The sequence below is a fragment of the Salaquimonas pukyongi genome, from assembly GCF_001953055.1.
Lineage (GTDB): Bacteria > Pseudomonadota > Alphaproteobacteria > Rhizobiales > Rhizobiaceae > Salaquimonas > Salaquimonas pukyongi.
The window spans coordinates 3,071,684-3,092,290 of the sequence record NZ_CP019044.1 but is presented as its reverse complement, the minus strand read 5'-3'; the positions used below and the strand labels follow the sequence as shown (position 1 = coordinate 3,092,290).

The 20,607-nt window shown below is 57.9% G+C and carries 18 protein-coding genes and 1 tRNA gene; 16 read left to right on the top strand and 3 right to left on the bottom strand.

Annotated elements, in window-relative coordinates; translation table 11 throughout:
• The first annotated feature begins 23 nt into the window (after positions 1-23).
• Together BVL55_RS14930 and BVL55_RS14925 are read left to right on the top strand one after the other, a co-directional pair.
• Entirely contained in the window at positions 24-980 is a 957-nt protein-coding gene (locus BVL55_RS14930; protein WP_075997567.1) for an acetyl-CoA carboxylase carboxyltransferase subunit alpha, read from the top strand.
• A gap of 294 nt (positions 981-1,274) precedes the next feature.
• Positions 1,275-2,489, top strand: coding sequence for a L,D-transpeptidase family protein (locus BVL55_RS14925; protein WP_156892567.1), 1,215 nt, complete (start codon positions 1,275-1,277; stop codon positions 2,487-2,489).
• Positions 2,490-2,539: 50 nt separating this feature from the next.
• Here the strand turns inward: BVL55_RS14925 and BVL55_RS14920 are convergent, their stop codons facing one another.
• Positions 2,540-4,003, bottom strand: a complete 1,464-nt coding sequence (locus tag BVL55_RS14920; RefSeq protein ID WP_075997565.1) for a M48 family metalloprotease — start codon at positions 4,001-4,003, stop codon at positions 2,540-2,542.
• Between the two features lie 142 nt (positions 4,004-4,145).
• Complete coding sequence (locus BVL55_RS14915) at positions 4,146-5,453, bottom strand: UDP-glucose dehydrogenase family protein (protein ID WP_075998203.1); 1,308 nt, start codon at positions 5,451-5,453, stop codon at positions 4,146-4,148.
• Between the two features lie 199 nt (positions 5,454-5,652).
• Between BVL55_RS14915 and BVL55_RS14910 the strand changes: the two genes are divergently transcribed.
• Both BVL55_RS14910 and BVL55_RS14905 read left to right on the top strand, forming a co-directional pair.
• Positions 5,653-5,729: transfer RNA gene (locus tag BVL55_RS14910), tRNA-Arg, on the top strand.
• A gap of 18 nt (positions 5,730-5,747) precedes the next feature.
• Complete coding sequence (locus BVL55_RS14905; protein ID WP_075997564.1) at positions 5,748-6,296, top strand: peptidoglycan-binding domain-containing protein; 549 nt, start codon at positions 5,748-5,750, stop codon at positions 6,294-6,296.
• Between the two features lie 79 nt (positions 6,297-6,375).
• On the opposite strand, the gene BVL55_RS14900 is transcribed toward BVL55_RS14905, so the two are convergent.
• On the bottom strand, positions 6,376-6,843 hold the full coding sequence (locus BVL55_RS14900; protein ID WP_075997563.1) for a RidA family protein: 468 nt from the start codon (positions 6,841-6,843) through the stop codon (positions 6,376-6,378).
• A gap of 378 nt (positions 6,844-7,221) precedes the next feature.
• On the opposite strand from BVL55_RS14900, the gene BVL55_RS14895 reads away from it, so the two are divergent.
• From BVL55_RS14895 to BVL55_RS14840, 12 genes are all read left to right on the top strand, one after another.
• Positions 7,222-10,083: a molybdopterin oxidoreductase family protein gene (locus tag BVL55_RS14895; RefSeq protein ID WP_075997562.1), complete on the top strand. Its 2,862-nt coding sequence runs from the start codon at positions 7,222-7,224 to the stop codon at positions 10,081-10,083.
• On the top strand, positions 10,080-10,724 hold the full coding sequence (locus tag BVL55_RS14890) for a LysE family translocator (protein WP_075997561.1): 645 nt from the start codon (positions 10,080-10,082) through the stop codon (positions 10,722-10,724). The genes BVL55_RS14895 and BVL55_RS14890 overlap by 4 nt, the downstream gene beginning before the upstream one ends.
• Positions 10,721-11,476 carry a 4Fe-4S dicluster domain-containing protein gene (locus BVL55_RS14885; protein ID WP_075997560.1) on the top strand — a complete coding sequence of 252 codons (756 nt, stop codon included), beginning with the start codon at positions 10,721-10,723 and terminating at the stop codon, positions 11,474-11,476. Before BVL55_RS14890 ends, BVL55_RS14885 begins: the two co-directional genes overlap by 4 nt.
• 2 nt (positions 11,477-11,478) lie before the next feature.
• Positions 11,479-12,396 (top strand): dimethyl sulfoxide reductase anchor subunit family protein, encoded by a 918-nt coding sequence (locus tag BVL55_RS14880; RefSeq protein ID WP_075997559.1) that lies wholly within the window; start codon positions 11,479-11,481, stop codon positions 12,394-12,396.
• Positions 12,397-12,406: 10 nt separating this feature from the next.
• Complete coding sequence (locus tag BVL55_RS14875) at positions 12,407-13,234, top strand: alpha/beta hydrolase (RefSeq protein ID WP_075997558.1); 828 nt, start codon at positions 12,407-12,409, stop codon at positions 13,232-13,234.
• 109 nt (positions 13,235-13,343) lie between these two features.
• Positions 13,344-13,949: a 3-isopropylmalate dehydratase small subunit gene (leuD, locus tag BVL55_RS14870; protein WP_075997557.1), complete on the top strand. Its 606-nt coding sequence runs from the start codon at positions 13,344-13,346 to the stop codon at positions 13,947-13,949.
• Between the two features lie 50 nt (positions 13,950-13,999).
• Positions 14,000-14,239, top strand: a complete 240-nt coding sequence (locus BVL55_RS14865) for a DUF2798 domain-containing protein (protein ID WP_075997556.1) — start codon at positions 14,000-14,002, stop codon at positions 14,237-14,239.
• Positions 14,240-14,315: 76 nt separating this feature from the next.
• Positions 14,316-15,422, top strand: coding sequence for a 3-isopropylmalate dehydrogenase (gene leuB / locus BVL55_RS14860; protein ID WP_428977265.1), 1,107 nt, complete (start codon positions 14,316-14,318; stop codon positions 15,420-15,422).
• Between the two features lie 161 nt (positions 15,423-15,583).
• The gene (locus BVL55_RS14855; protein WP_162841518.1) at positions 15,584-16,807 is read left to right on the top strand and encodes a pilus assembly protein; all 1,224 of its coding nucleotides are present in this window, start codon (positions 15,584-15,586) and stop codon (positions 16,805-16,807) included.
• Between the two features lie 192 nt (positions 16,808-16,999).
• Entirely contained in the window at positions 17,000-18,373 is a 1,374-nt protein-coding gene (locus BVL55_RS14850; RefSeq protein WP_075997554.1) for a pilus assembly protein, read from the top strand.
• A 266-nt stretch (positions 18,374-18,639) separates the two neighbouring features.
• Positions 18,640-19,674 (top strand): aspartate-semialdehyde dehydrogenase, encoded by a 1,035-nt coding sequence (locus BVL55_RS14845; RefSeq protein WP_075997553.1) that lies wholly within the window; start codon positions 18,640-18,642, stop codon positions 19,672-19,674.
• Between the two features lie 194 nt (positions 19,675-19,868).
• Positions 19,869-20,606 carry an alpha/beta hydrolase family protein gene (locus BVL55_RS14840; RefSeq protein WP_075997552.1) on the top strand — a complete coding sequence of 246 codons (738 nt, stop codon included), beginning with the start codon at positions 19,869-19,871 and terminating at the stop codon, positions 20,604-20,606.
• Position 20,607 lies beyond the last annotated feature (1 nt).

The following is a 20,607-nucleotide window of genomic DNA, read 5'->3' as shown; positions in this document are numbered from 1 at the left end:
CAATTGCAACAGGCTTAAAGCGTATGCGTCTATATCTCGATTTCGAAAAACCGGTTGCCGACATCTATGGCAAGATTCGTGAACTGAAGAGTGTCAGCGAGCCTGATGGCAGCGTCGATCTGACGTCGGAAATCGCAAAATTGGAGGCAAAGGCGGAATCGACGCTTGAGGGCCTCTATTCAAAGCTTACGCCATGGCACAAGACCCAGATCGCGCGGCACCCGGACCGGCCGCATTTTGCCGACTACCGCGATGCGCTGTTCACCGACTTTGCCAATCTGGCAGGTGACCGGTACTTTGCCGAGGATTTCGCCATACAGGCCGGGCTCGCCCGCTTCAATGGCGAATCCGTTGCGGTGATAGGGCAGGAAAAGGGCAATGATACCGAATCTCGCTTAAAGCACAATTTCGGCATGGCAAGGCCTGAAGGCTACCGCAAGGCAGTCCGCATCATGGAGCTTGCTGACCGGTTTTCCATTCCCATTATCTCGCTGGTGGATACGGCAGGTGCCTATCCCGGCATCGGTGCGGAAGAGCGCGGCCAGGCCGAGGCCATCGCCAGGTCCATCGAAATGTGTCTGAAAGTGCGGGTGCCGATCATTACCGTCGTCATCGGCGAGGGCGGTTCGGGCGGTGCGATTGCCATCGCCACGGCAAACCGCGTCTACATGCTGGAGCATGCCATCTACAGCGTGATTTCGCCGGAGGCGGGTGCTTCCATCCTTTGGCGCGATTCAACGAAGGCGCAGGATGTAGCCACTGCCATGAAAATGACGGCGGATGACCTGAAGGAACTGGGCGTTATTGACGAGATAATTCCGGAGCCTGCCGGTGGCGCGCAACGTCACCCCGAAACGGTTGTATCGGCAACCGGAAAGATGATCTCTTCGGCCCTTGAGGAGTTGTCCGGAATGGAAGGCGATGCGCTGCGCCGGCAAAGACGGGAGAAGTTTCTTGCCATTGGCCGCAATCTGACCTGAAAACGGATAATTGCACGGTCATGACAATCGCGTGATGGGTTTTGATAATCACTTGTCAACCGGTTCGGCGGTAATATGGTCAGCGTAAACACCCGGGCACCATACCGCTTGCCATAAATCAGCTTTCTTTCTGTTTGAAACGATCGGTGGTGCCGGTTTGCATGATTACGATCTTCCGGATGGCAAACGGACCAATGGGCGGGTTTGTTAAACACACTGTAGCGGACTGAAAAAGCGTAGCGGGAAGCGATGCCGGGTTTTGGCAGGCCATATTTGAGTTTGGTTGCAGCTGTCATGGCGGGTATCTTGCTGGCCGGCTGCCAGGGTGCGCTTGACGAGATTTTTCCCAAAGCCGAGCGGCCCATACCCCCACGGCTGCTTCAGAAGATGAAAAAGCTGGGCATGAAGCCGTCTTCGCCCATTTTGATGCGGATCTACAAAACCGAAAACAAGCTGGAAGTCTGGAAACAGAGGAATACCGGCCGTTTTGCGTTGCTGGAATCCTACGAAATCTGCAAGTGGTCGGGAAAGCTGGGCCCGAAATTCAAGGAAGGCGACCGGCAGGCGCCGGAGGGATTTTACAAGGTTGCGGTTCATCAGCTCAATCCGAAATCCGATTATCACCTTTCCTTCAATCTGGGCTATCCCAACACCTTCGACCGTGCCCATGGCCGTACCGGTTCGCATCTGATGGTCCATGGGGCCTGTTCGTCGGCCGGATGCTATTCGATGAACGACGAGCAGGTGGAGGAAATCTATTCCCTGGCCAGGGAGGCGCTGAAAGGTGGCCAGAAATATTTTCAGGTTCAGGCATTTCCCTTCCGCATGACGGCCAAGAACCTCGCAAAGCAGGTAACCAGCGAACATTTTGAATTCTGGAAGAGCCTGAAAGAAGGCTCCGATCACTTTGAAATCACCAACCATCCTCCCAAGGTGGATGTGTGCGAGAAACGCTATCTCTTTAACCGGGAGACAGCGGATGACGCAGAGTTTTCGGCCAGAGGCGAGTGCCCGCCGGTAACCATGCCCGCCCGCCTGATAGAGGCATACAAGGAGAAACTGGCTGAAGAGCAGGCAGCGTTTGCCAAGGCGCTGCGGCGCCATCAGTTGCTGCGGGGTTCAAAAAATCCGGAACTGGCGGCACTCGACCCCGATCAGGTTTCCATTGTCGCCGCCGGATCGGAAGTATTGCCTCCCCCAACGCCCGTCCCTGTACCCGAACAGCCGCCGAAGCCTGAACCGGCACCCGATGCGACGGTTGAAAGCGCACCGGCGATTGCCAGTGCGGATCCTGCCGTGCCCGGCGTTGAAGCAGGGCAGAACGCTGCCGGCTCCCAAAACGCTGCCGCGGTTCCGCAATCCAGCCCCCGGCAGACGGTTGCGGCCATCTCCGCTGCGCCTGTGCAGGAAAGTTCCGCTGTGGAGGCGGTTGCGGGTGCCGATCCTTCAGTTCAGCCCGATCTGAGCCAGCTGCCCGCCGTTCCGGTGCCAAGCCCGGCGGCACGCTGACGCGTTGGTATTGCTTTTTGCCAATATTGTTTTTGCCGGGAAGCTGCCGCTTAATCCGTGACGACTTTGACCCGGCTGCCAGGCTGCGGGATCTCGCCTGCCGACAGCCCGTTCAATACCTGGAAGGTCCGCAACGGAGAGGGCGTTCCCTGCATTTGTGCTGCAAGGCTTGCGAGGGTATCGCCCGCGCCGACGGTGACGATCCTGATTTTCAACGGCTTGAGTTTTTCTTTTTCGGCATCCGTCATGCGGCGGAAGCTGCCGGCGATGGCATTGGATTCAGCCTCCACGCTCTGGCTGCCGGCGGGACCTGCGGTGATGAAGCGGTAGACCTGCCGGTCGATCTGCAGCAGGCGGATGACAAATCGCCAGTTGGCACCATCTGCTTCGGCGCGTGCTGCAGAAAGGCCGCCGACGGTGCTTTCGGTAATGGACGCCTCGTCGAGCCCCTTGACCCATCCGCTCTTCAGATAGCCGGCAAGATTCTGGCCTCTTGGCAAGACTGCGGCGTCAAACCGGGTCGCAAGATTGCCAGGGCCGGTAATGACCACGGCGGTTGCCTGGTTTTCCATACGGCGGTCGGGCGGAGCGGAAAATGTCACACCAAGGCCAAGATGCGAGAAGGTGTTGTTGCGGACGAAGCCTTCTTCCGCACTGTCGCCGTATAACAGGCCGTCAATGCTCTTGAGGTAAGCCTCGCGCCCGCTCTCCCCCGTGCCCGGGGCGCCGAATGCGCGGGCATGGCGCCTAGCCTGCTCGATGCGCTGCGGCGTTGCAGGATGGCTTGAAAGAAACGAGAAATCTCCAAACCGCCGGTCTGCCTGGGACATCAGTGCCTGATAAGCCTGCATGGTTTCCAGAAACCGCACCGAGCCGTGGGCATCGAAACCGGCGCTGCCGAGCATCTTGATGCCGACGGCATCGGCCTGCAATTCCTGATCCTTGGAAAATTCGGAAAGCCGCAACTGGTTTGCCGCTTCTGCCACTCTGCCGGCTACGTTGTTGCCGAGAACCCGTGAAACCACTTCGGAGCCGACCTTGATCGAACTTTCCTTCTCGCTGCGCAGGATCGCATGGTTGGAGGAAACATGGGCCATTTCGTGGGCAATCACGCCGGCAAGGGCTGCCGAATCATTGGCCAGGGAGAGCAGGCCGCGTGTGACGTAAAGATACCCGCCCGGCAGGGCGAAGGCATTGACCTTGGGCGAATTCAAAATGGTGATTCGATACAACTGGGTCTTGTCTTCGGAAACCGCGACCAGCCGGCCTACAACACCGGCAATCAGGCTTTCAGCCTTTGGATCGCGAAACTCACCACCGTATTTTGCCAGCACCAGGGGGTGTTCACGCTTGCCGATCTCCGCCCGGGGGTCGCCGGCCTTCATCCAGTTGTTGGTAAAGGAGCGTCCGTCGCCGGTATCGAGCGGCTCGGTCAATACGCAGCCGGAAAGGACGGCAAGGAGCAGCAGACCTGCCCCTTTCAAACCATGCCGCCTGTGTGACGGAAGCGTCATCTTGCCTTTTACCCCTGCAATCGGGCTGGCTTTCGCGAGCCCAGTGCTGCCTCATGCCACACCCTAGCGGCGAATGTGGCACAAACAAGTGCAGACAGCCCGGATAAAGAACGCAAAGCGCGACAGCGGACGGCTGGCCTGTCTATCCGGGGCGGCCGACTGAATGGTATTTCAGGCCGGTACCTTGAACCTCTTCCCTTGTGTAGATGTTGCGCAGATCGACAAACACCTTGTCCTTGAGCAGACCGGCCACCCGTTTCAGATCAAGGGCGCGAAACTGGTCCCATTCGGTGATGATGACCGCAGCATCGGCGCCATCGAGGCAATCATAGGCGTCCTGGCAATAGGCAACCTTTTTGAGCAGGGTGCGGGCCTCTTCCATGCCTTCGGGGTCATAGGCACGAATGGTGGCGCCAAGCTTCTGCAGGCCGGGAACGATCGCCAGGGAGGGCGATTCGCGCATGTCGTCGGTGTTCGGCTTGAAGGTGAGGCCCAGCACCGCAATCGTCTTGTCCTTGACCGAGCCGCCGCAGGCGGCAACGATCCGGTCCACCATGGAGCGTTTGCGGCGGTTGTTGGAGCGAACGACCGTATCGACGATGGTTACCGGCGCATCATAGTCCCTGGCGGTTTTGGAAAGCGCCAGCGTGTCCTTGGGAAAGCATGAGCCACCGTAACCGGGGCCTGCGTGAAGGAATTTTCCGCCGATCCGCTTGTCGAGGCCTATACCCCGCGCCACCTGTTGCACGTCCGCGCCAACCTTGTCGCACAGATCGGCAATCTCGTTGATAAAGCCGATCTTTACGGCCAGAAAGGCATTGGAGGCGTATTTGATCAGTTCCGCCGTCCGGCGGCTGGTGACGACGATCGGCGTTTCATTGAGAAACAGCGGCCGGTACAGCGCCCTGAGCTGTTCGGCAGCCTTTTCGCTTTCCGTTCCCACGACCACCCGGTCAGGCCGCTTGAAATCGTTGATGGCAGCCCCTTCGCGCAGAAATTCCGGATTGGAGGCAACGTCAAAGCGCGCTTTCGGGGCGTGCTTTCTGATGATCTGCTCCACCTCGTCGCCGGTGCCCACAGGGACGGTCGATTTGGTCACGATCACGGTATAGCCCTTGAGCAGGGGCGCCAGTTCCTCGGCCACCGCATGGACGAAGCGAAGATCGGCATGGCCGCTGCCGCGGCGAGTCGGCGTGCCGACGGCGATGAAAACAACATCGGCTTCGCCAACCACCTTCTTCGGGTCGGTGGTGAAGACAAGCCGGCCGGCGCCTGCATTTGCAGCAACCAGATCGTCGAGGCCGGGCTCGTAAATGGGGATTTCGCCCCGGTTGAGCCGCTCGATCTTGTCTTCATTGTTGTCGATGCAGGTGACATGATGGCCGAAATCGGCAAAACAGGCTCCTGAAACCAGTCCCACATAACCGGTTCCGATCATTACAACACGCATGAATTGCTCCGGAAATCTGTTGCATGCCGCAATGGCCTGCGGCGCCTTGGGAAGTTGAGGAGCGGAGTAAAGAAAGTTTGCGTCAACTGCAAGCGTGGCGGCCAAATCGGCTTGGATTGCATTTGGCAGAACCGCAATCCGTCTTACCCCCGACAAATCCCTTTGAAACTCAACCCGCTTTTGTTACCAGAAGGCCCCCGGTCCCGTAGCTCATCAGGATAGAGCGCAAGATTCCTAATCTTGAGGTAGCAGGTTCGAGTCCTGCCGGGATCGCCAACGGCCAGGAGGAAATGTATGTCCGTACTGAAAAAGGGAATGAGCGGCGCCCCTGTAAAGCGTCTTCAGCAGAAACTCGGCGTCTCCGACGACGGAATTTTCGGCCCCGGCACCGAGCGGGCTGTAAAGGAATTCCAGGAGGCAAACGGCCTTGCGGTCGACGGCATTGCCGGTCCGGAGACGTTCTCTGCCATGGGCTTGAACGAACTTGTCCTGTTGCGGGTGGGTTCGCGCGGCAATCTGGTGAAAAAGCTTCAGGAGGCTTTGGGCATCGATGCTGACGGCCGGTATGGCCCTGGCACCAAAAAGGCGGTGATGGCCTATCAGGAAGCCAATGGCCTTGCGGCCGACGGCATGGCAGGCCCCAAAACGCTGGCCAGCCTTGATGCCTTCAAGTCGAGCTTCAACGCCGAAACGATCCAGAATTCGGAGCTTCGCGCGGATGAGGAGGGTTTTGAAGCCGAGCCGATGCCGGAAATCAAGGGCACGGAATACGTCAAGGGCGATGCCGGGGACGCAGCACCGGAAAAGTCCCTGTGGAGCCGGGTAAAGGGCTGGTTCTCGTAACCGGTAGACAGACACGACAAGCCTGTTTTGCAAGCGCCCGGAGCAATCCGGGCGTTTTCACTAAGGCAATAGAGTGCATTCAGGAAACGGCAAAAACCGCCTCAACCTCAACACAGGCGTTGAGCGGCAGGGCAGCAACGCCAACGGCGGCACGGGCATGGGCGCCCTTTTCGCCCAGGGCTTCGCCGATGAAATCCGATGCCCCGTTGATCACCTTGGGATGATCGGTGAAATCGGGGGTTGAGGCCACAAAACCGCCGAGACGCACACATCGGGCAATCCGGTCCAGGTCACCGTCGCAGGCAGCTTTCATCTGTGCCAGCAGGTTGATGGCGCACTGGCGGGCGGCTGCAGCGCCGTTCTCCAGGCTGACATCACGGCCCAGCAGGCCGGTTGCGGTCAGTTTTCCCCCGGCCAGCGGCAACTGGCCGGAAACGAAAACAAGATTGTCCTGGCGCACGAAGCCGACATAGCTTGCCACCGGTTTGGGCGGCTCTGCCAATACGATGCCCATATCCGCCAGCCTTGCTTCTATTGCATCCGCCATGCTGCTGCCTCCGTCCCGTCCTTGCGGCCCGTTATTGTGGCCTGTTGTTGTGGAATTATACCCATGCACTGTCTGGCCAATCCCTTGCAAGTGAAAAGACGCAGCCTGCATATCGCGCCTTGTATCCCAGCAAATTCGCTGTCACCCTTTGATGATTGATGCTGGCAGTCATCATTAAACCCGGGGATGGTTGGAATGGTTCTGGACCCAGCATCGGCAGCTGTGTGGCGCTTCGAAAAGGGCAGGCAGGTTCGCTAAACCGTAATGGCACTCCTGCCGGTTTGTATTGCGGGCGGGCGGGCCATATGGATACTACCCGGCGGCAGCCGGAATGCCTGCCGGTGCGCGACAGATGCGCGAGAGGGGAAGGGAAAACGAATGTCTGTGCCCGCCGCCAGGGTGGAACCATCGCCGCATGTGTCAGATGAGGTGCGCAAAACCACCTGCTACATGTGCGCGTGCCGGTGCGGCATCAATGTGCACCTTCGCAACGGTGCCGATGGCAAGCCGAAAATCCGTTACATCGAGGGCAATCGCGATCATCCCATCAACAAGGGGGTTTTGTGCGCCAAGGGTTCGGCAGGGATCATGCAACATTATTCGCCGGCCCGGCTGAAGAAACCGCTGAAGCGGGTTGGCGAGCGCGGCGAGGGCAAGTTCCAGGAAATCGAGTGGGAGGAAGCCCTATCCATCGCCACACAGTGGCTTTCGAACATCCGAAACAGTGAACCGCGCAAGCTTGCCTTTTTTACCGGACGCGACCAGAGCCAGTCGCTGACCGGCTGGTGGGCGCAGCAATACGGAACGCCCAACTTTGCCGCTCATGGGGGGTTCTGCTCGGTCAACATGGCGGCGGGCGGTATCTACACCTTTGGCGGTGCGTTCTGGGAGTTCGGGTCGCCAGATTGGGAAAAATCGGAGTATTTCATGATCTTCGGCGTGGCCGAGGATCATGATTCCAACCCCATCAAGCTCGGCCTTTCCAGGCTCAAGGCACGCGGCAAGAAGATTGTCGGCGTCAATCCGGTGCGCAGCGGCTACAACGCCATCGCCGATGAGTGGGTGGGCATCACGCCCGGAACCGACGGCATGTTCGTGCTGTCGATCGTCCATGAACTGCTGAAGGCCGGAAAGGTCGATCTCGACTATCTGATCCGCTACACCAATGCACCCTGGCTGGTGATCGACAATCCAGGCGGGGCCGATCACGGGCTGTTTGCCCGCGACAAGCAGGGCAATGCGCTGGTCATCGACCGCAGAAGCGGCAGGCCGGTTGCCTACAACAAGAAGGATGTGCGTCCGCACCTGAAGGGAGTGACAAAGCTCGGGCGGGGCAGGTCCGCCCGCAATGCTATTCCGGTGTTCGAATTGCTGGCGCGCAAATATCTTGCCGACGAATACAGGCCGGAACATGCAAGCAGCATTACCGGCGTGCCGGCAGTACAGATCAGACGGCTGGCAGCCGAACTCGCCGAAGCGGCCTTTGAACGGCAGGTGGTTGTCGACCAGCCCTGGACTGACATGAAGGGCGAACGGCACGAAAAGATGATTGGGCGGCCGGTTTCCTTTCATGCCATGCGCGGTATTTCCGCCCATTCCAACGGTTTTCAAACCTGCCGGTCGATCCACCTTTTGCAGATACTGCTCGGCTCGATCGACACGCCGGGCGGCTTTCGCTTCAAGCCGCCTTATCCGCGCCCGGTAGCTGCCCAGCCCAAGCCGCATGCCGGAAACCTGCCCCACGAACCGTTGCCGGGGCCGCATCTCGGCTTTCTTCGCGGGCCGGAAGATCTGCTGATCAACGAGGATGGATCGGCAAAGCGCGTCGACAAGGCGTTCTCGTGGGATGCGCCGATGTCCGCACACGGGCTGATGCACATGGTGATCGCCAACGCCCATGCGGGCGACCCCTACCCCATCGATACGCTGTTCATGTACATGGCCAACATGTCGTGGAATTCGAGCATGAACACGCAGAGCGTGATGAAAATGCTCACCGACAAGGATGAGAGCGGCGAATACGTTATCCCGCGGCTCATCTACAGCGATGCCTATGCTTCGGAGATGGTGGCTTTTGCCGATCTGGTGCTGCCGGATACCACCTATCTGGAGCGCCATGATGCCATTTCACTGCTTGACCGGCCGATCAGCGAGCCCGAAGCGATGTGCGATGCCATCCGCTGGCCGGTGCTGGAGCCAGACCGTGACGTGCGCGGCTTTCAGTCCGTGCTGCTGGATCTGGGTGCACGGCTTGGCCTGCCAGGCATGGTGAAAGAGGACGGCACAGCCAAGTTTGCAGATTATGCCGATTACATCGTCAATCATCAGCGCAAGCCGGGGGTTGGTCCACTGTCGGGCTGGCGCGGGGAAGATGGCGGGAAAACCGGGCGCGGCGAACCCAATCGGAACCAGCTCCGCCGCTATATCGAAAATGGCGGGTTTTGTGAAACCCATGTCCCCGCCGAGGCGCATTATTTCAAGCATGCCAACAAGGCCTGGCAGGACTGGGCGGTTGAAATGGGGCTGCAGGACAGCCCGGTGGAAAACATCTTTCAACTGTATCTGGAACCGCTGCGGAAGTTTCAGTTGTGTGCAGAGGGCAAGACAGAGCCCATCCCGCCGGAACGCTATCGAAGCCGCATACGTGATTGTTTCGACCCCCTGCCGGCCTGGTATCCGCCGTTCGAGGGAACGGCCGTAGACGAAGCGGAGTATCCCTTTCACGCCCTGACACAACGCCCGGCGGCGATGTATCATTCCTGGGGATCGCAGAATGCCTGGCTGCGCCAGATTCACGGCTCCAACCCCATGTATATTCCCCAGGCGATTTGTGATGAACTGGGTCTTGAGCAGGGAGACTGGGCCTGGATCGTCTCCGCCCATGGCCGCATCAAGGTGCCGGTTGCTCCCATGCGGGCGGTCAACGAAAAGACTCTGTGGACCTGGAACGCCATCGGCAAGCGCAAGGGGGCCTGGACGCTGTCGCCGGGGGCACCGGAGGCAACCAGGGGTTTCCTGCTCAATCACATCATCAACGAATTGCTGCCGCCCAAGGGCGACGGCCATCGCTGGTCGAACTCCGACCCGATAACCGGCCAGGCAGCATGGTTCGATTTGAGGGTGCGGGTTGAAAAGGCGGAAGCGGGAGAAGCGGTAAGCCTGCCGCAATTCGATGCCCAGTCAAGCCCCGTGAGTGCTGACGGTGCCAATCTGGAATATGGCAAGGAGTGGAGCAAATGACGCTGGAAATCTATCTTGCCTATCTGGCAACGGTGCTGGTCTTTTTCGTTCATCCGCCAGGACCAAGCCAGTTGCTCTTCATCGCCCATTCCATGCGATATGATGTGCGCAATGCGATGCCCACCATGGCCGGTGACCTGAGTGCAAATTCGCTGCAAATTGCCATTGCGGGGTTCGGTCTTGCCGGTCTTATTCATCTTTCGGCAGGGTTCTTTTTTGTTATCAAGTGGTTTGGCGTCGCCTATCTTGTCTGGCTCGGCATCCGTGCAATCCGCTCCGGTTCGTCGAAAGCCGCCGTTCCGGCCAAGAAAGGGCATCTTTTCCGTCAGGGGTTCATCACGTCTGCAGCCAACCCCTATGCGGTGGTATTTTTTGCCGCGCTGTTTCCCCAATTCATCGATCCTGCCGCGCCCCTTACCCGGCAGATCGTTATTCTGGGCGCGACCTATCTCATCATTGATGGTGCCATCCTGCTGATGATGGGTGCGGCGGCGGAAAAACTGACGGCTAGGCTTGGCGGCCGGTTTCATGCCTGGGCCAACCGGCTTTCCGGTGTTTTCATGATCATCGCCGCTATCCTGCTGGCCATGAAGGATATCGCCAGCCCGCAAGCGGCCGCTCTGGAAAGACCTGCAAAATGACAAGCCTTCCGGAAACGACCGGCAAGAAACTCGGTCTTGTCATCGATCTCGACATTTGCGTCGGCTGTCATGCCTGTGTGGTGAACTGCAAGGAATGGAATACAGGTGGCTATGGGGCGCCGCTGGCCGATACCGAGCCTTATGGCGACAATCCGTCCGGTGCCTGGCTCAACCGCATCCATACCTTTGAGATCACGCCGCAGGACGCCCAGAAGGGGGCGCAGGCGCAGATTGTGCATTTCCCGAAATCCTGCCTTCATTGCGAACAGGCGCCCTGTGTCACGGTGTGTCCGACCGGCGCCAGCTACAAACGAACCGATGACGGCATCGTGCTGGTCGAGGAAGACATATGCATCGGTTGCGGCTTGTGTGCCTGGGCCTGTCCCTATGGCGCACGGGAGATGGATCCGGTCGAGAACGTGATGAAGAAATGCACCTTGTGTGTCGATCGCATCTACAATGAAAACCTGCCGGAGATCGACCGCACACCAGCCTGTGTGAGAACCTGCCCCGCCAATGCCCGCCATTTCGGCGACTTTGCCGATCCTCATTCCAGTGTATCCAGAATGACCGCGGAGCGCGGAGGCATCGACCTCATGGCAGAGATGGAAACACGGCCGGTCAACAAATACCTGCCACCGCGGCCAAAAACACTGCCAGGCAAGGAAGCCGCACTGGCGCCAGCTGTCGTGCCGAAAGCCGATGAAGGCCTGCTCGGCTGGATCGACCGGGCACTTGAGGGGCTTGGATAACAATGCATCCAGCCATATCCGTCATCTTCTTTACCGTCATGTCCGGCGCGGGACTTGGAACGATCTTTCTGCTGGGGCTCGGTTGGCCGATGCCTGACGGCCCGCTGGCAGCATTTTTGATAGCCTTGCTGGCAGGCGGACTGACCGTTGCAGGGCTGATTTCATCCACTTTTCATCTGGGGCACCCTGAGCGTGCGTGGCGGGCGCTGTCGCAGTGGCGCTCTTCCTGGCTTTCGCGGGAAGGTGTTCTGGCGATTGCGACCATGGTGCTGTTCGGCATTTACGCACTGGTGTGGATTTTGACCAGTGAGCGCTGGATCTGGCTCGGATTTGCCGTGTCGCTGTTGGCTGCCATAACCGTGTTCGCCACGGCCATGATCTACGGTCAGCTCAAGACCGTACCGAACTGGCATACCAACTGGACTCCGGCCTGCTATCTGGCTTTTGCCCTTGCCTCCAGCGCCTTGCTGACGGCCGGGATCGGTACAGCCGAAAGCCTGTTCGGGTTTCCGGTCGCGCTTTGGACGGCAGCCTTGCTGGTCATCGCGTGGGCGGTCAAATTCATCTGGTGGAACCACGCCGGGCAGATCGGCTTTACCCAAACCGGTTCCGACACCGGAACAGCAACTGGGCTCGGTCATCTGGGAACGGTCAGGCTCCTTGAAAGGCCGCATACCGGCGAAAACTATCTTACCCGGGAAATGGTACATCAGATTGGCCGAAAGCATGCGAGAAAGCTGCGCGTTATAGCGCTTTTCCTCGGCCTCGGCCTTCCCCTGACACTAACGTTTATCGCCATGGGAACAGGTCAGCCCGCCATCTTGTTCCTGATCGGCTTTGTCTGCATGATGGCAGGCCTGTTCGCCGAGCGCTGGCTGTTCTTTGCCGAAGCAAAGCACGCGGTTTCGCTTTATTACTGAGGCCCGACACATGCAGTTTTTTCCGATTTCCGACTGGGATGATGCCTATGCCAATGCCGATCACATTCCCGGGGCGGACGGTTTCATCAAGCGCTGGCCGAAGCAGGCTGCCCGGTTTCGAAAAGCGCTGAGCAAGCAAGGCCGGGCAATGCTGGATGTTGCCTATGGCCCGGGCGAGCGCAACCGGCTTGACCTGTTCTATCCTGAAACCGAGCCGAAGGGCCTGGCCGTCTTTGTCCATGGCGGGTACTGGATGCGTTTTGACCGGTCGTTCTGGTCCCATCTTGCTGAAGGCCCGCTGGCTTCCGGCTGGATCGTGGCAATGCCGTCCTATTCACTGTGTCCGGCGGTCGGAATACCGCAAATAACCAGGGAAGTGGCCGCAGGCGTTGAATTTGCCGCACGGGGCATCAAGGGCCCGATCCGGCTGGCGGGCCATTCCGCAGGAGGGCATCTGGTGGCACGGATGGTCTGCAAGGCATCGCCGCTGAAAAAATCCGTTCAAACCCGCATTGAGAAAACGCTTTCCATTTCACCGGTTTCCGATCTGCGCCCGCTCTGCCGCCTCAAGATCAACGACGTATTGAAGCTGACGGACAAGGATGCGGCAAAGGAAAGCCCTGCCCTGCTGGAGCCGGTTGCCGGTGCGGATGTGGTGTGCTGGGTGGGGGCGGCGGAGCGCTCGGAATTTGTTCGCCAGAACCTGTTGCTGGCGGCTGTCTGGCACGGCCTTGATGCCCGTATCACCCATGTTGAAGAGCCCGACCGGCACCATTTCGACGTCATCGATGGCCTGGTGGATGCCCGATCCCCCCTGACGCGGGCATTTTGCGGATAGCACTGCACGTTGATCCCGCCAAAGAACCTGCCGGCCCACTCGACGCATTGGAATTCTTGCGGTAAACCCGCCGTGAAATCCCAAATTCCCAAGTATCAGGTTGATTGCGATGCAGAAATTCACCCGTCTTACCAGCGTTGCGGCTCCGTTGCCGATCATCAACATCGATACGGACATGATCATTCCGAAAGACTATCTGAAAACGATCAAGCGGACGGGCCTTGGCAAGGGATTGTTCGCGGAAATGCGCTTTGATGAAGAGGGCCGCGAGAACCCTGATTTCGTGCTCAATCAGCCCGCCTACTCGAAGGCTGAAATCCTGGTGGCCGGAGACAATTTCGGCTGCGGGTCCTCGCGGGAGCATGCGCCCTGGGCACTGCTGGATTTCGGCATCAAATGCGTGATTTCGACGAGCTTTGCCGACATTTTCTACAACAACTGTTTCAAGAACGGCATTCTGCCCGTCCAGGTCTCCGAGGAAGAGCTGGAAAAGCTGATGGACGACGCCAAGCGCGGCGCCAATGCAACGCTGACAGTTGATCTTGAAGCACAGACGATTTCTGGTCCCGATGGCGGGACCATCCGTTTCGATATCGATCCTGACCGCAAGCACCGGCTTCTGAATGGTATCGACGATATCGGCGAGACGCTGGAAAAAGCACCCTCCATCGATGCGTTTGAAGCTCAAGTAAAAGAGCAACGTCCCTGGGTGTGACCCCTGGGCGCAATGATTGGGTGCAACAGCGGCAGAAGCAGAACGAGTAGATGAAACCCTTCCTCCCGAAAAAGGCCGAACACATTGCGTTCGGCCTCATCCTCGCCGGCATGATGACGTTCTTTGTTTCCGGCATTTCAACTGCAATCGCACTGGGTGTTTCCAACCCGGGCCTGGTATCAAAATGGATGGGGTCCTGGCTCACCACCTGGGCTTTTGCCTTCCCGATCGTCCTGTTCGTGGCGCCGCTGGTGCGCAGGATCCTGCACCGCATCGTTTTGCCGGAATAGGCCGGAAAGCCTCTTGAACCAGACCGTTTCCAGCAGGGGCGGTCTCACGCAACAGACAACCCTGGAACCGACAATCATGACGAAATCCCTTTTTCTTCTTCCCGGTGACGGCATTGGTCCCGAAACCATGACGGAAGTGCGCAAACTCATCGACTGGATGAACCAGGAGAAGGGGGCAGGGTTTGTGCTTGATGAAGGGCTGGTTGGCGGTTCTGCCCATGATGCCCATGGCAAAGCGATATCCGATGATGACATGGCAAAGGCGCTGGGTGCCGATGCTGTACTGTTTGGCGCGGTCGGCGGGCCGAAATGGGATGATGTTCCCTACGACGTTCGCCCGGAAGCGGGGCTGCTGCGCCTGCGGAAGGAGATGGAGCTGTTTGCCAACCTGCGCCCGGCGATCTGTTATCCGGCACTGGCAGCATCCTCGTCGCTGAAACAGGATGTGGTGGAGGGGCTCGACATTCTGATCGTGCGGGAGCTTACCGGCGGCGTCTACTTCGGGGAGCCCAAGACGATCACGGACCTGGGCAATGGCCAGAAGCGGGCTGTCGACACCCAGGTTTACGACACCTATGAAATCGAGCGGATTTCCGGCGTGGCGTTCGAACTTGCCAGAACGCGCAACAACAAGGTGTGTTCGATGGAAAAGCGCAACGTCATGAAAACAGGCGTTTTGTGGAATGAGGTGGTATCGGCAACGCACAAGGAAAAATACAGCGATGTGGAACTGACGCACATGCTGGCCGATGCCGGCGGCATGCAGCTTGTGCGCTGGCCCAAGCAGTTTGATGTCATCGTCACCGACAACCTCTTTGGTGACATGCTTTCCGATGTTGCGGCAATGCTGACGGGTTCGCTCGGCATGCTGCCGTCAGCCTCATTGGGTGCACCTGACCCGAAATCGGGCAAGCGCAAGGCGCTGTACGAGCCGGTTCATGGTTCCGCGCCGGATATTGCCGGAAGCGGCAAGGCCAATCCGATCGCCATGATCGCATCCTTTGCCATGTGTCTTCGTTACTCCTTCAACATGATCGAGGAGGCTGCGGCGATAGATGCGGCTGTTGCCAGCGTTCTGGAACAGGGTTTGCGCACTGGCGACATCATGGCAGATGGGTGCACGGAAGTGGGCACAGGCGAAATGGGAGACGCAATTCTCTATCAATTGCGCAAAAGCGCTTAAGGCAAGAAAGCCGAATTTGCCGGCTTTCGGCTGACCGGCAAGGCCTGGATTTACGCTTCGTTCACCATGTTTGCCGGAAACGGCGGAAAGCCGGGTATCTTAACGTTGTGTTTGCCCTGCTGACCTAGTCTTGCCCCGCCTATCAGTGGGGGTTGATGGTTATGATCAAGGGTTTTCCGCGCGATGTGCGCGGCAATTTTTCCGTTATTCTTGCATTGGCTGCATTGCCGATCATGATTTGTGCCGGCGTTGCGGTCGACTATTCCAGCCTTTCGCGGGAGCGGACGATGCTGCAGAATTCGGTCGACGCGGCCATTCTTGCCGTCGGCCAGAGCTTTGAAAAAAAGGGAAAGCGCAAGGTTCGCAGAGAACTGCGCAATTATCTCAAGGCCAATATGGGCAATGCCGCCTACCGGCAGATTGATGACCTGGACATCGATATCAACCGCCGCAAACATACCCTTACCGTTTCCGCTAAGGGGCAGATCGACACCTCCTTCATGATGCTCGCCGGCAAGGACAAGCTTGAGTATACCGCTGTTTCCCAGATCAAGTCTGCCTATGGCGGTGCAGAGGTTGCACTGGTGCTGGACAATACCGGCTCCATGGGTGTCGATGGCAAGATGGGTGCCTTGAAAACAGCCGCCAACCGGTTTGTGGACAACATCATCGGAGATGCCAGCAACGATCCGGTGAAAGTCGGTATTGTACCTTTTTCGACCCATGTGAACGTTGGGTTATCAAACCGAAATGCCGGTTGGATTTCGGTACCCGACGATGATCCCGGCGCTGGCCTGTACTGGAGCGGATGTGTCGGCTCAAGAGCGGAGCCCTTCAACATTCAAGACCGCAACTACAGCCGCCGCGTTCCAGGTATGATGAACACCGTCTGTACGAACCCGATCACGCCCCTGACAAACAACAAAACCAGGCTGCATTCTGAAATCAACTCGATGTCGGCCGGCGGCAACACCTATATTCCGGCCGGGCTGGTGTGGGGCCACCGCATCCTGACGAGCAAGGCACCGTTCAGCGAAGGGTTAACCAATTCGGTTGCCAAGCGTGACAACATCAAGAAGTTCATCGTTCTGATGACCGATGGTGCCAATACGGTTTCCGCCGATTTGCCGGGTAGTGGCGATCACACCGGAACGGATGTTGCCCGCGCCAATGCATGGACGTCCGATGCCTGTGCCTATGTCAAAGGGGAAGCAATTGTTCTCTACACGATTACCTTTGGCGATCTGGACGATCCCATTCGCAATCTGATGCGCAACTGCGCAAATTCCAGCGATCATTATTTTCATGCGGCAAGCGGGGCGGAGCTGGACCGTATTTTCGAGGAAATCCGCTCGACGATTACCGCACTGCATCTTTCGATGTAATACGGCTCAAGGAACTCTAAAAACTTGATTGTCTGCTCCGCCTTTGCATGAATGGCGGAGCGGGCTGTTTTTACCGTTTGTTATCATTAGGCACAGATATCTGCCTGTTTTGCGCAGGCATTTACCGGCTGTATGCAGCCATGGGGTTAGGGTCCGGGGCAATTGCAACCCCCAAAACAGGCATCGACCCCCATGATGAAACAATTTGTCAAAGACCAGCAGGGCAATTTTGCCCTGACCCTCGCCATTGCCGCGCTGCCGATCATGCTGTGCGCGGGTGTAGCTGTGGATTATGCCGGTGTGTCGCGTGAGCGCGGCAATCTGCAGGATGCTGTTGATGCGGCCCTTCTTGCCGTCGGGCAGGATTTCAAGACCATGAAAAAAAAGGACATCCGCAAAGCGCTCATGGACATGCTGCGCGCCAATCTTTCCAGAGAGGAATATGCACGGATTAGCAGCCTCAAGCCCGTTATCGACAAAAAGACCCATACACTGACCGTTACCGCGTCGGCGGAGTTTGACACCTCCTTCATGGCGCTGGCGGGCAAGGACAAGCTGCCTTACCACGCCATTTCCCAGATCAAGTCCGCCGGTGGCGGCGCTGAAATTGCTTTCGTGCTCGACAATACCGGCTCGATGAGCGTTGGCGGCAAGATGGATGCGCTGAAAAAGGCGGCCACGGGCTTCACCAAAGGGATCATGACCAAAGCCAACGGCGGCGATATGAAAATCGCCATCGTGCCGTTTTCCAACCACGTCAATGTGGGGCTTTCCAATCGCAAGGCATCCTGGCTGGACGTTGAAGATGATCGCAGCGAAACCAAGGAGAATGTCTGCTACAACAAGCGCGATGTAATTTCCAAATCCAACTGCCGCAAAGAGACCTATTATTCGGACGGTGTTCCCTATGAAACCGAGGTCTGCGACTATACCTATGGTGAGCCCTATGAGGTTTGCGGCCCGCAGACCAATTCCTACACCTGGCATGGGTGTGTGGGTTCGCGGCGCAAACCGCTGAACCTGCGCGACAGACGTTATTCGGTTCGCGTACCCGGCCTGATGAATGTTTGGTGCGGCGCTGAAATAACCCCGCTGACCAACAACCGGGAGGCCATCATCAAGGAGATTGACGGCATGGTTGCCGGTGGCGACACTTATATTCCGGCCGGCCTGACCTGGGGTTTGCGGGTGCTTTCCAGCGGCCGTCCCTTTAACCAGGGTGTCAGCAAGACCACTGCCAAGAAGAAAAACATCAAGAAGTATCTGGTGCTGATGACCGATGGCGACAACACACGTTCGGCCCAGTTGCCGGATGCGCCGACCCATTGGGGCTCAGATGCAGATCAGGCAAATGCGTGGACTGCGGAGGCCTGCAGGATCATCAAGAAGCAGGACATATCGGTCTTCACCATTACCTTCGGTACCCTGCTGGATGACACGAAGAAGCTGATGCGCAACTGTGCTTCCGGGTCCAGGCAATACTATCATGCTGCATCCGGCGCAGAGCTTTCAGCGGTATTTGAAGACATCCGCGGCCAGATCAGTGCGTTGCACCTGTCGATGTAGCGCTGTGCGCCAGCGTTGCTTAAGAACGGATAACCCGGCTGCTGCTTTGGAGCAGTGCCGGGTTTTCTTCTTGCAGACCATACAGCCCGCTTCGCCCAAAGCATGATGCGGATCGATTGACATTCTTCGCGGCCTGTATCAAAAGACCGCCACCATGAGCATCGCGTTGAAAACCAAGACCGGTATCTGACGCGCCCGCCCCACACTCTCCCCGGGGGCGGGAAGAGTGATGCTTGCCAGCAGCAGGGGGAGAGAGAGGCAAAATCATGGGTTACAAGATCGCCATCATCGGAGCGACCGGCAATGTGGGCCGGGAAATGCTCGATATTCTTGCCGAGCGCGGATTTCCCGCCGAAACGGTCGTCCCGCTTGCTTCGCGCCGCAGCGTGGGAACAGAGGTATCGTTTGGCGACAAGACCCTGAAGGTCAAGGCGCTGGAGGACTATGATTTTGCCGGAACCGATATTGCATTGATGTCGGCAGGTGGTGAGATTTCCAAACAGTATTCGCCCAAAATCGGGGCGGCAGGCTGCGTTGTGATCGATAATTCGTCGGCGTTCCGCTACGATCCCGACGTGCCGCTGATCGTTCCTGAAGTGAATGCGGATGCCGTTGAGGGGTTCACGAAGAAGAACATCATTGCCAATCCCAATTGCTCGACAGCCCAACTCGTCGTGGCACTGAAACCGCTGCACGACCAGGCAAAGATCAAGCGGATTGTCGTTGCGACCTATCAGTCGGTATCGGGTGCCGGCAAGGACGCCATGGATGAATTGTTCAATCAGACGCGTTCGATTTTCGTCAATGATCCCATCGAAGCGGAAAAGTTCACCAAGCGAATCGCCTTCAACGTCATCCCCCATATCGATGTGTTCATGGATGATGGATCGACCAAGGAAGAATGGAAGGTGGTGGCCGAGACCAAGAAGATGCTCGACAAGAACATCAAGGTTACCTGTACTGCGGTGCGGGTGCCGGTCTTCATCGGTCATTCGGAGGCGATCAATATCGAGTTTGAAAACGAGATGACGGCCGACCAGGCACGCGCTATCCTGCGCGAGGCGCCCGGATGCCTGGTGATCGACAAGCGTGAGGACGGCGGATACATCACGCCGCATGAAAGCGCCGGCGAGGATGCGACTTATATTTCGCGCATCCGTGAGGACGCCACGGTGGACAATGGCCTTAACATCTGGGTGGTTTCCGACAATCTGCGCAAGGGCGCGGCGCTGAACACCGTGCAGATTGCCGAATTGCTGGTCAATCGCGGCTTGCTCAAGCCGAAAAGCCAGGCAGCGTGAACCACTGCCTCTTACCAAACGCATGAAACCCGCCTCCGGTTCCCCGGAAGCGGGTTTTTGTGACCATGGTGGCAAGAAACCCACAATAACCCACCTAATCATCTGAAATAATTAAATAAATCAGCGTGTGATGAATCGCACGGCAAATGGGAACCATTTCCCGCAAATTGGTGTTCTAGAGAGGGAGAACACCAATGAGCAAGCTGATCAACACCATTACCGAAAACGCCCGCCGGATTGCCCTGGCAGCTGCGCTGATCGGCACGGCTGTCGTCACCGGCTGCTCGGCCACCGCTTCTTCGTCGTCCAACACCACGCTGGGTGATGAGATCGCCAAGCCTCAAACGCAGATCGCGGATGTGGAAAGTGCAGACAAGGTCCGCCCGCATCATGTCATCAACCGTTCCAGGGCGCATGTCACCCGGACCGGCGAAATCTACATGATGCGCGGTCTTGCCAACGTCTTTTCCCGCGGTATCGACCGGATGGCTGAAGACATGCGTGCCAGGGGGTACGATGCTGCCAACTTTTCCTACAAGTTCTGGAAGCCGATTGCAGAGGATATCGTTGCCCGCGCCAAACGCGGCGAGGTTTCCTACCCGGTCGTTATCATGGGCCACTCACTGGGCGGCAATGAATCTTCGAAATTTGCCAATTACCTGGGCAGAAACGGCGTCAAGGTGTCGCTGGTTGTAACCTTCGATCCCGTGGAAACCGGCCATGTTGGTGCCAATGTTGACCAGGTCATCAACTATTACCTGCCGATGCAGAACGAAGACAACACCATTCATGCAGCTTCCGGCTTCACCGGCACCATCGAAAACATCGACGTTACGGCCGATCCTTCGATTACCCATACCAATGTGGAAAAGAACGCACGCTTTCAGGCTGCCTCGATCAACAAGCTCAATCAGATCACCGAGGCCCTGTAAC

Bases quoted from the DNA above. Each gene is read 5' to 3' on its own strand.
- BVL55_RS14905 (WP_075997564.1), top strand. From the start codon at position 5,748: ATGTCCGTACTGAAAAAGGGAATGAGCGGCGCCCCTGTAAAGCGTCTT.
- BVL55_RS14915 (WP_075998203.1), bottom strand. From the start codon at position 5,453: ATGCGTGTTGTAATGATCGGAACCGGTTATGTGGGACTGGTTTCAGGA.
- BVL55_RS14875 (WP_075997558.1), top strand. From the start codon at position 12,407: ATGCAGTTTTTTCCGATTTCCGACTGGGATGATGCCTATGCCAATGCC.
- leuD (WP_075997557.1), top strand. From the start codon at position 13,344: ATGCAGAAATTCACCCGTCTTACCAGCGTTGCGGCTCCGTTGCCGATC.
- BVL55_RS14845 (WP_075997553.1), top strand. From the start codon at position 18,640: ATGGGTTACAAGATCGCCATCATCGGAGCGACCGGCAATGTGGGCCGG.
- BVL55_RS14900 (WP_075997563.1), bottom strand. From the start codon at position 6,843: ATGGCGGATGCAATAGAAGCAAGGCTGGCGGATATGGGCATCGTATTG.
- leuB (WP_428977265.1), top strand. From the start codon at position 14,316: ATGACGAAATCCCTTTTTCTTCTTCCCGGTGACGGCATTGGTCCCGAA.
- BVL55_RS14865 (WP_075997556.1), top strand. From the start codon at position 14,000: ATGAAACCCTTCCTCCCGAAAAAGGCCGAACACATTGCGTTCGGCCTC.
- BVL55_RS14895 (WP_075997562.1), top strand. From the start codon at position 7,222: ATGTCTGTGCCCGCCGCCAGGGTGGAACCATCGCCGCATGTGTCAGAT.
- BVL55_RS14850 (WP_075997554.1), top strand. From the start codon at position 17,000: ATGATGAAACAATTTGTCAAAGACCAGCAGGGCAATTTTGCCCTGACC.
- BVL55_RS14840 (WP_075997552.1), top strand. From the start codon at position 19,869: ATGAGCAAGCTGATCAACACCATTACCGAAAACGCCCGCCGGATTGCC.
- BVL55_RS14925 (WP_156892567.1), top strand. From the start codon at position 1,275: ATGGCGGGTATCTTGCTGGCCGGCTGCCAGGGTGCGCTTGACGAGATT.
- BVL55_RS14920 (WP_075997565.1), bottom strand. From the start codon at position 4,003: ATGACGCTTCCGTCACACAGGCGGCATGGTTTGAAAGGGGCAGGTCTG.
- BVL55_RS14855 (WP_162841518.1), top strand. From the start codon at position 15,584: ATGATCAAGGGTTTTCCGCGCGATGTGCGCGGCAATTTTTCCGTTATT.
- BVL55_RS14880 (WP_075997559.1), top strand. From the start codon at position 11,479: ATGCATCCAGCCATATCCGTCATCTTCTTTACCGTCATGTCCGGCGCG.
- BVL55_RS14930 (WP_075997567.1), top strand. From the start codon at position 24: ATGCGTCTATATCTCGATTTCGAAAAACCGGTTGCCGACATCTATGGC.
- BVL55_RS14890 (WP_075997561.1), top strand. From the start codon at position 10,080: ATGACGCTGGAAATCTATCTTGCCTATCTGGCAACGGTGCTGGTCTTT.
- BVL55_RS14885 (WP_075997560.1), top strand. From the start codon at position 10,721: ATGACAAGCCTTCCGGAAACGACCGGCAAGAAACTCGGTCTTGTCATC.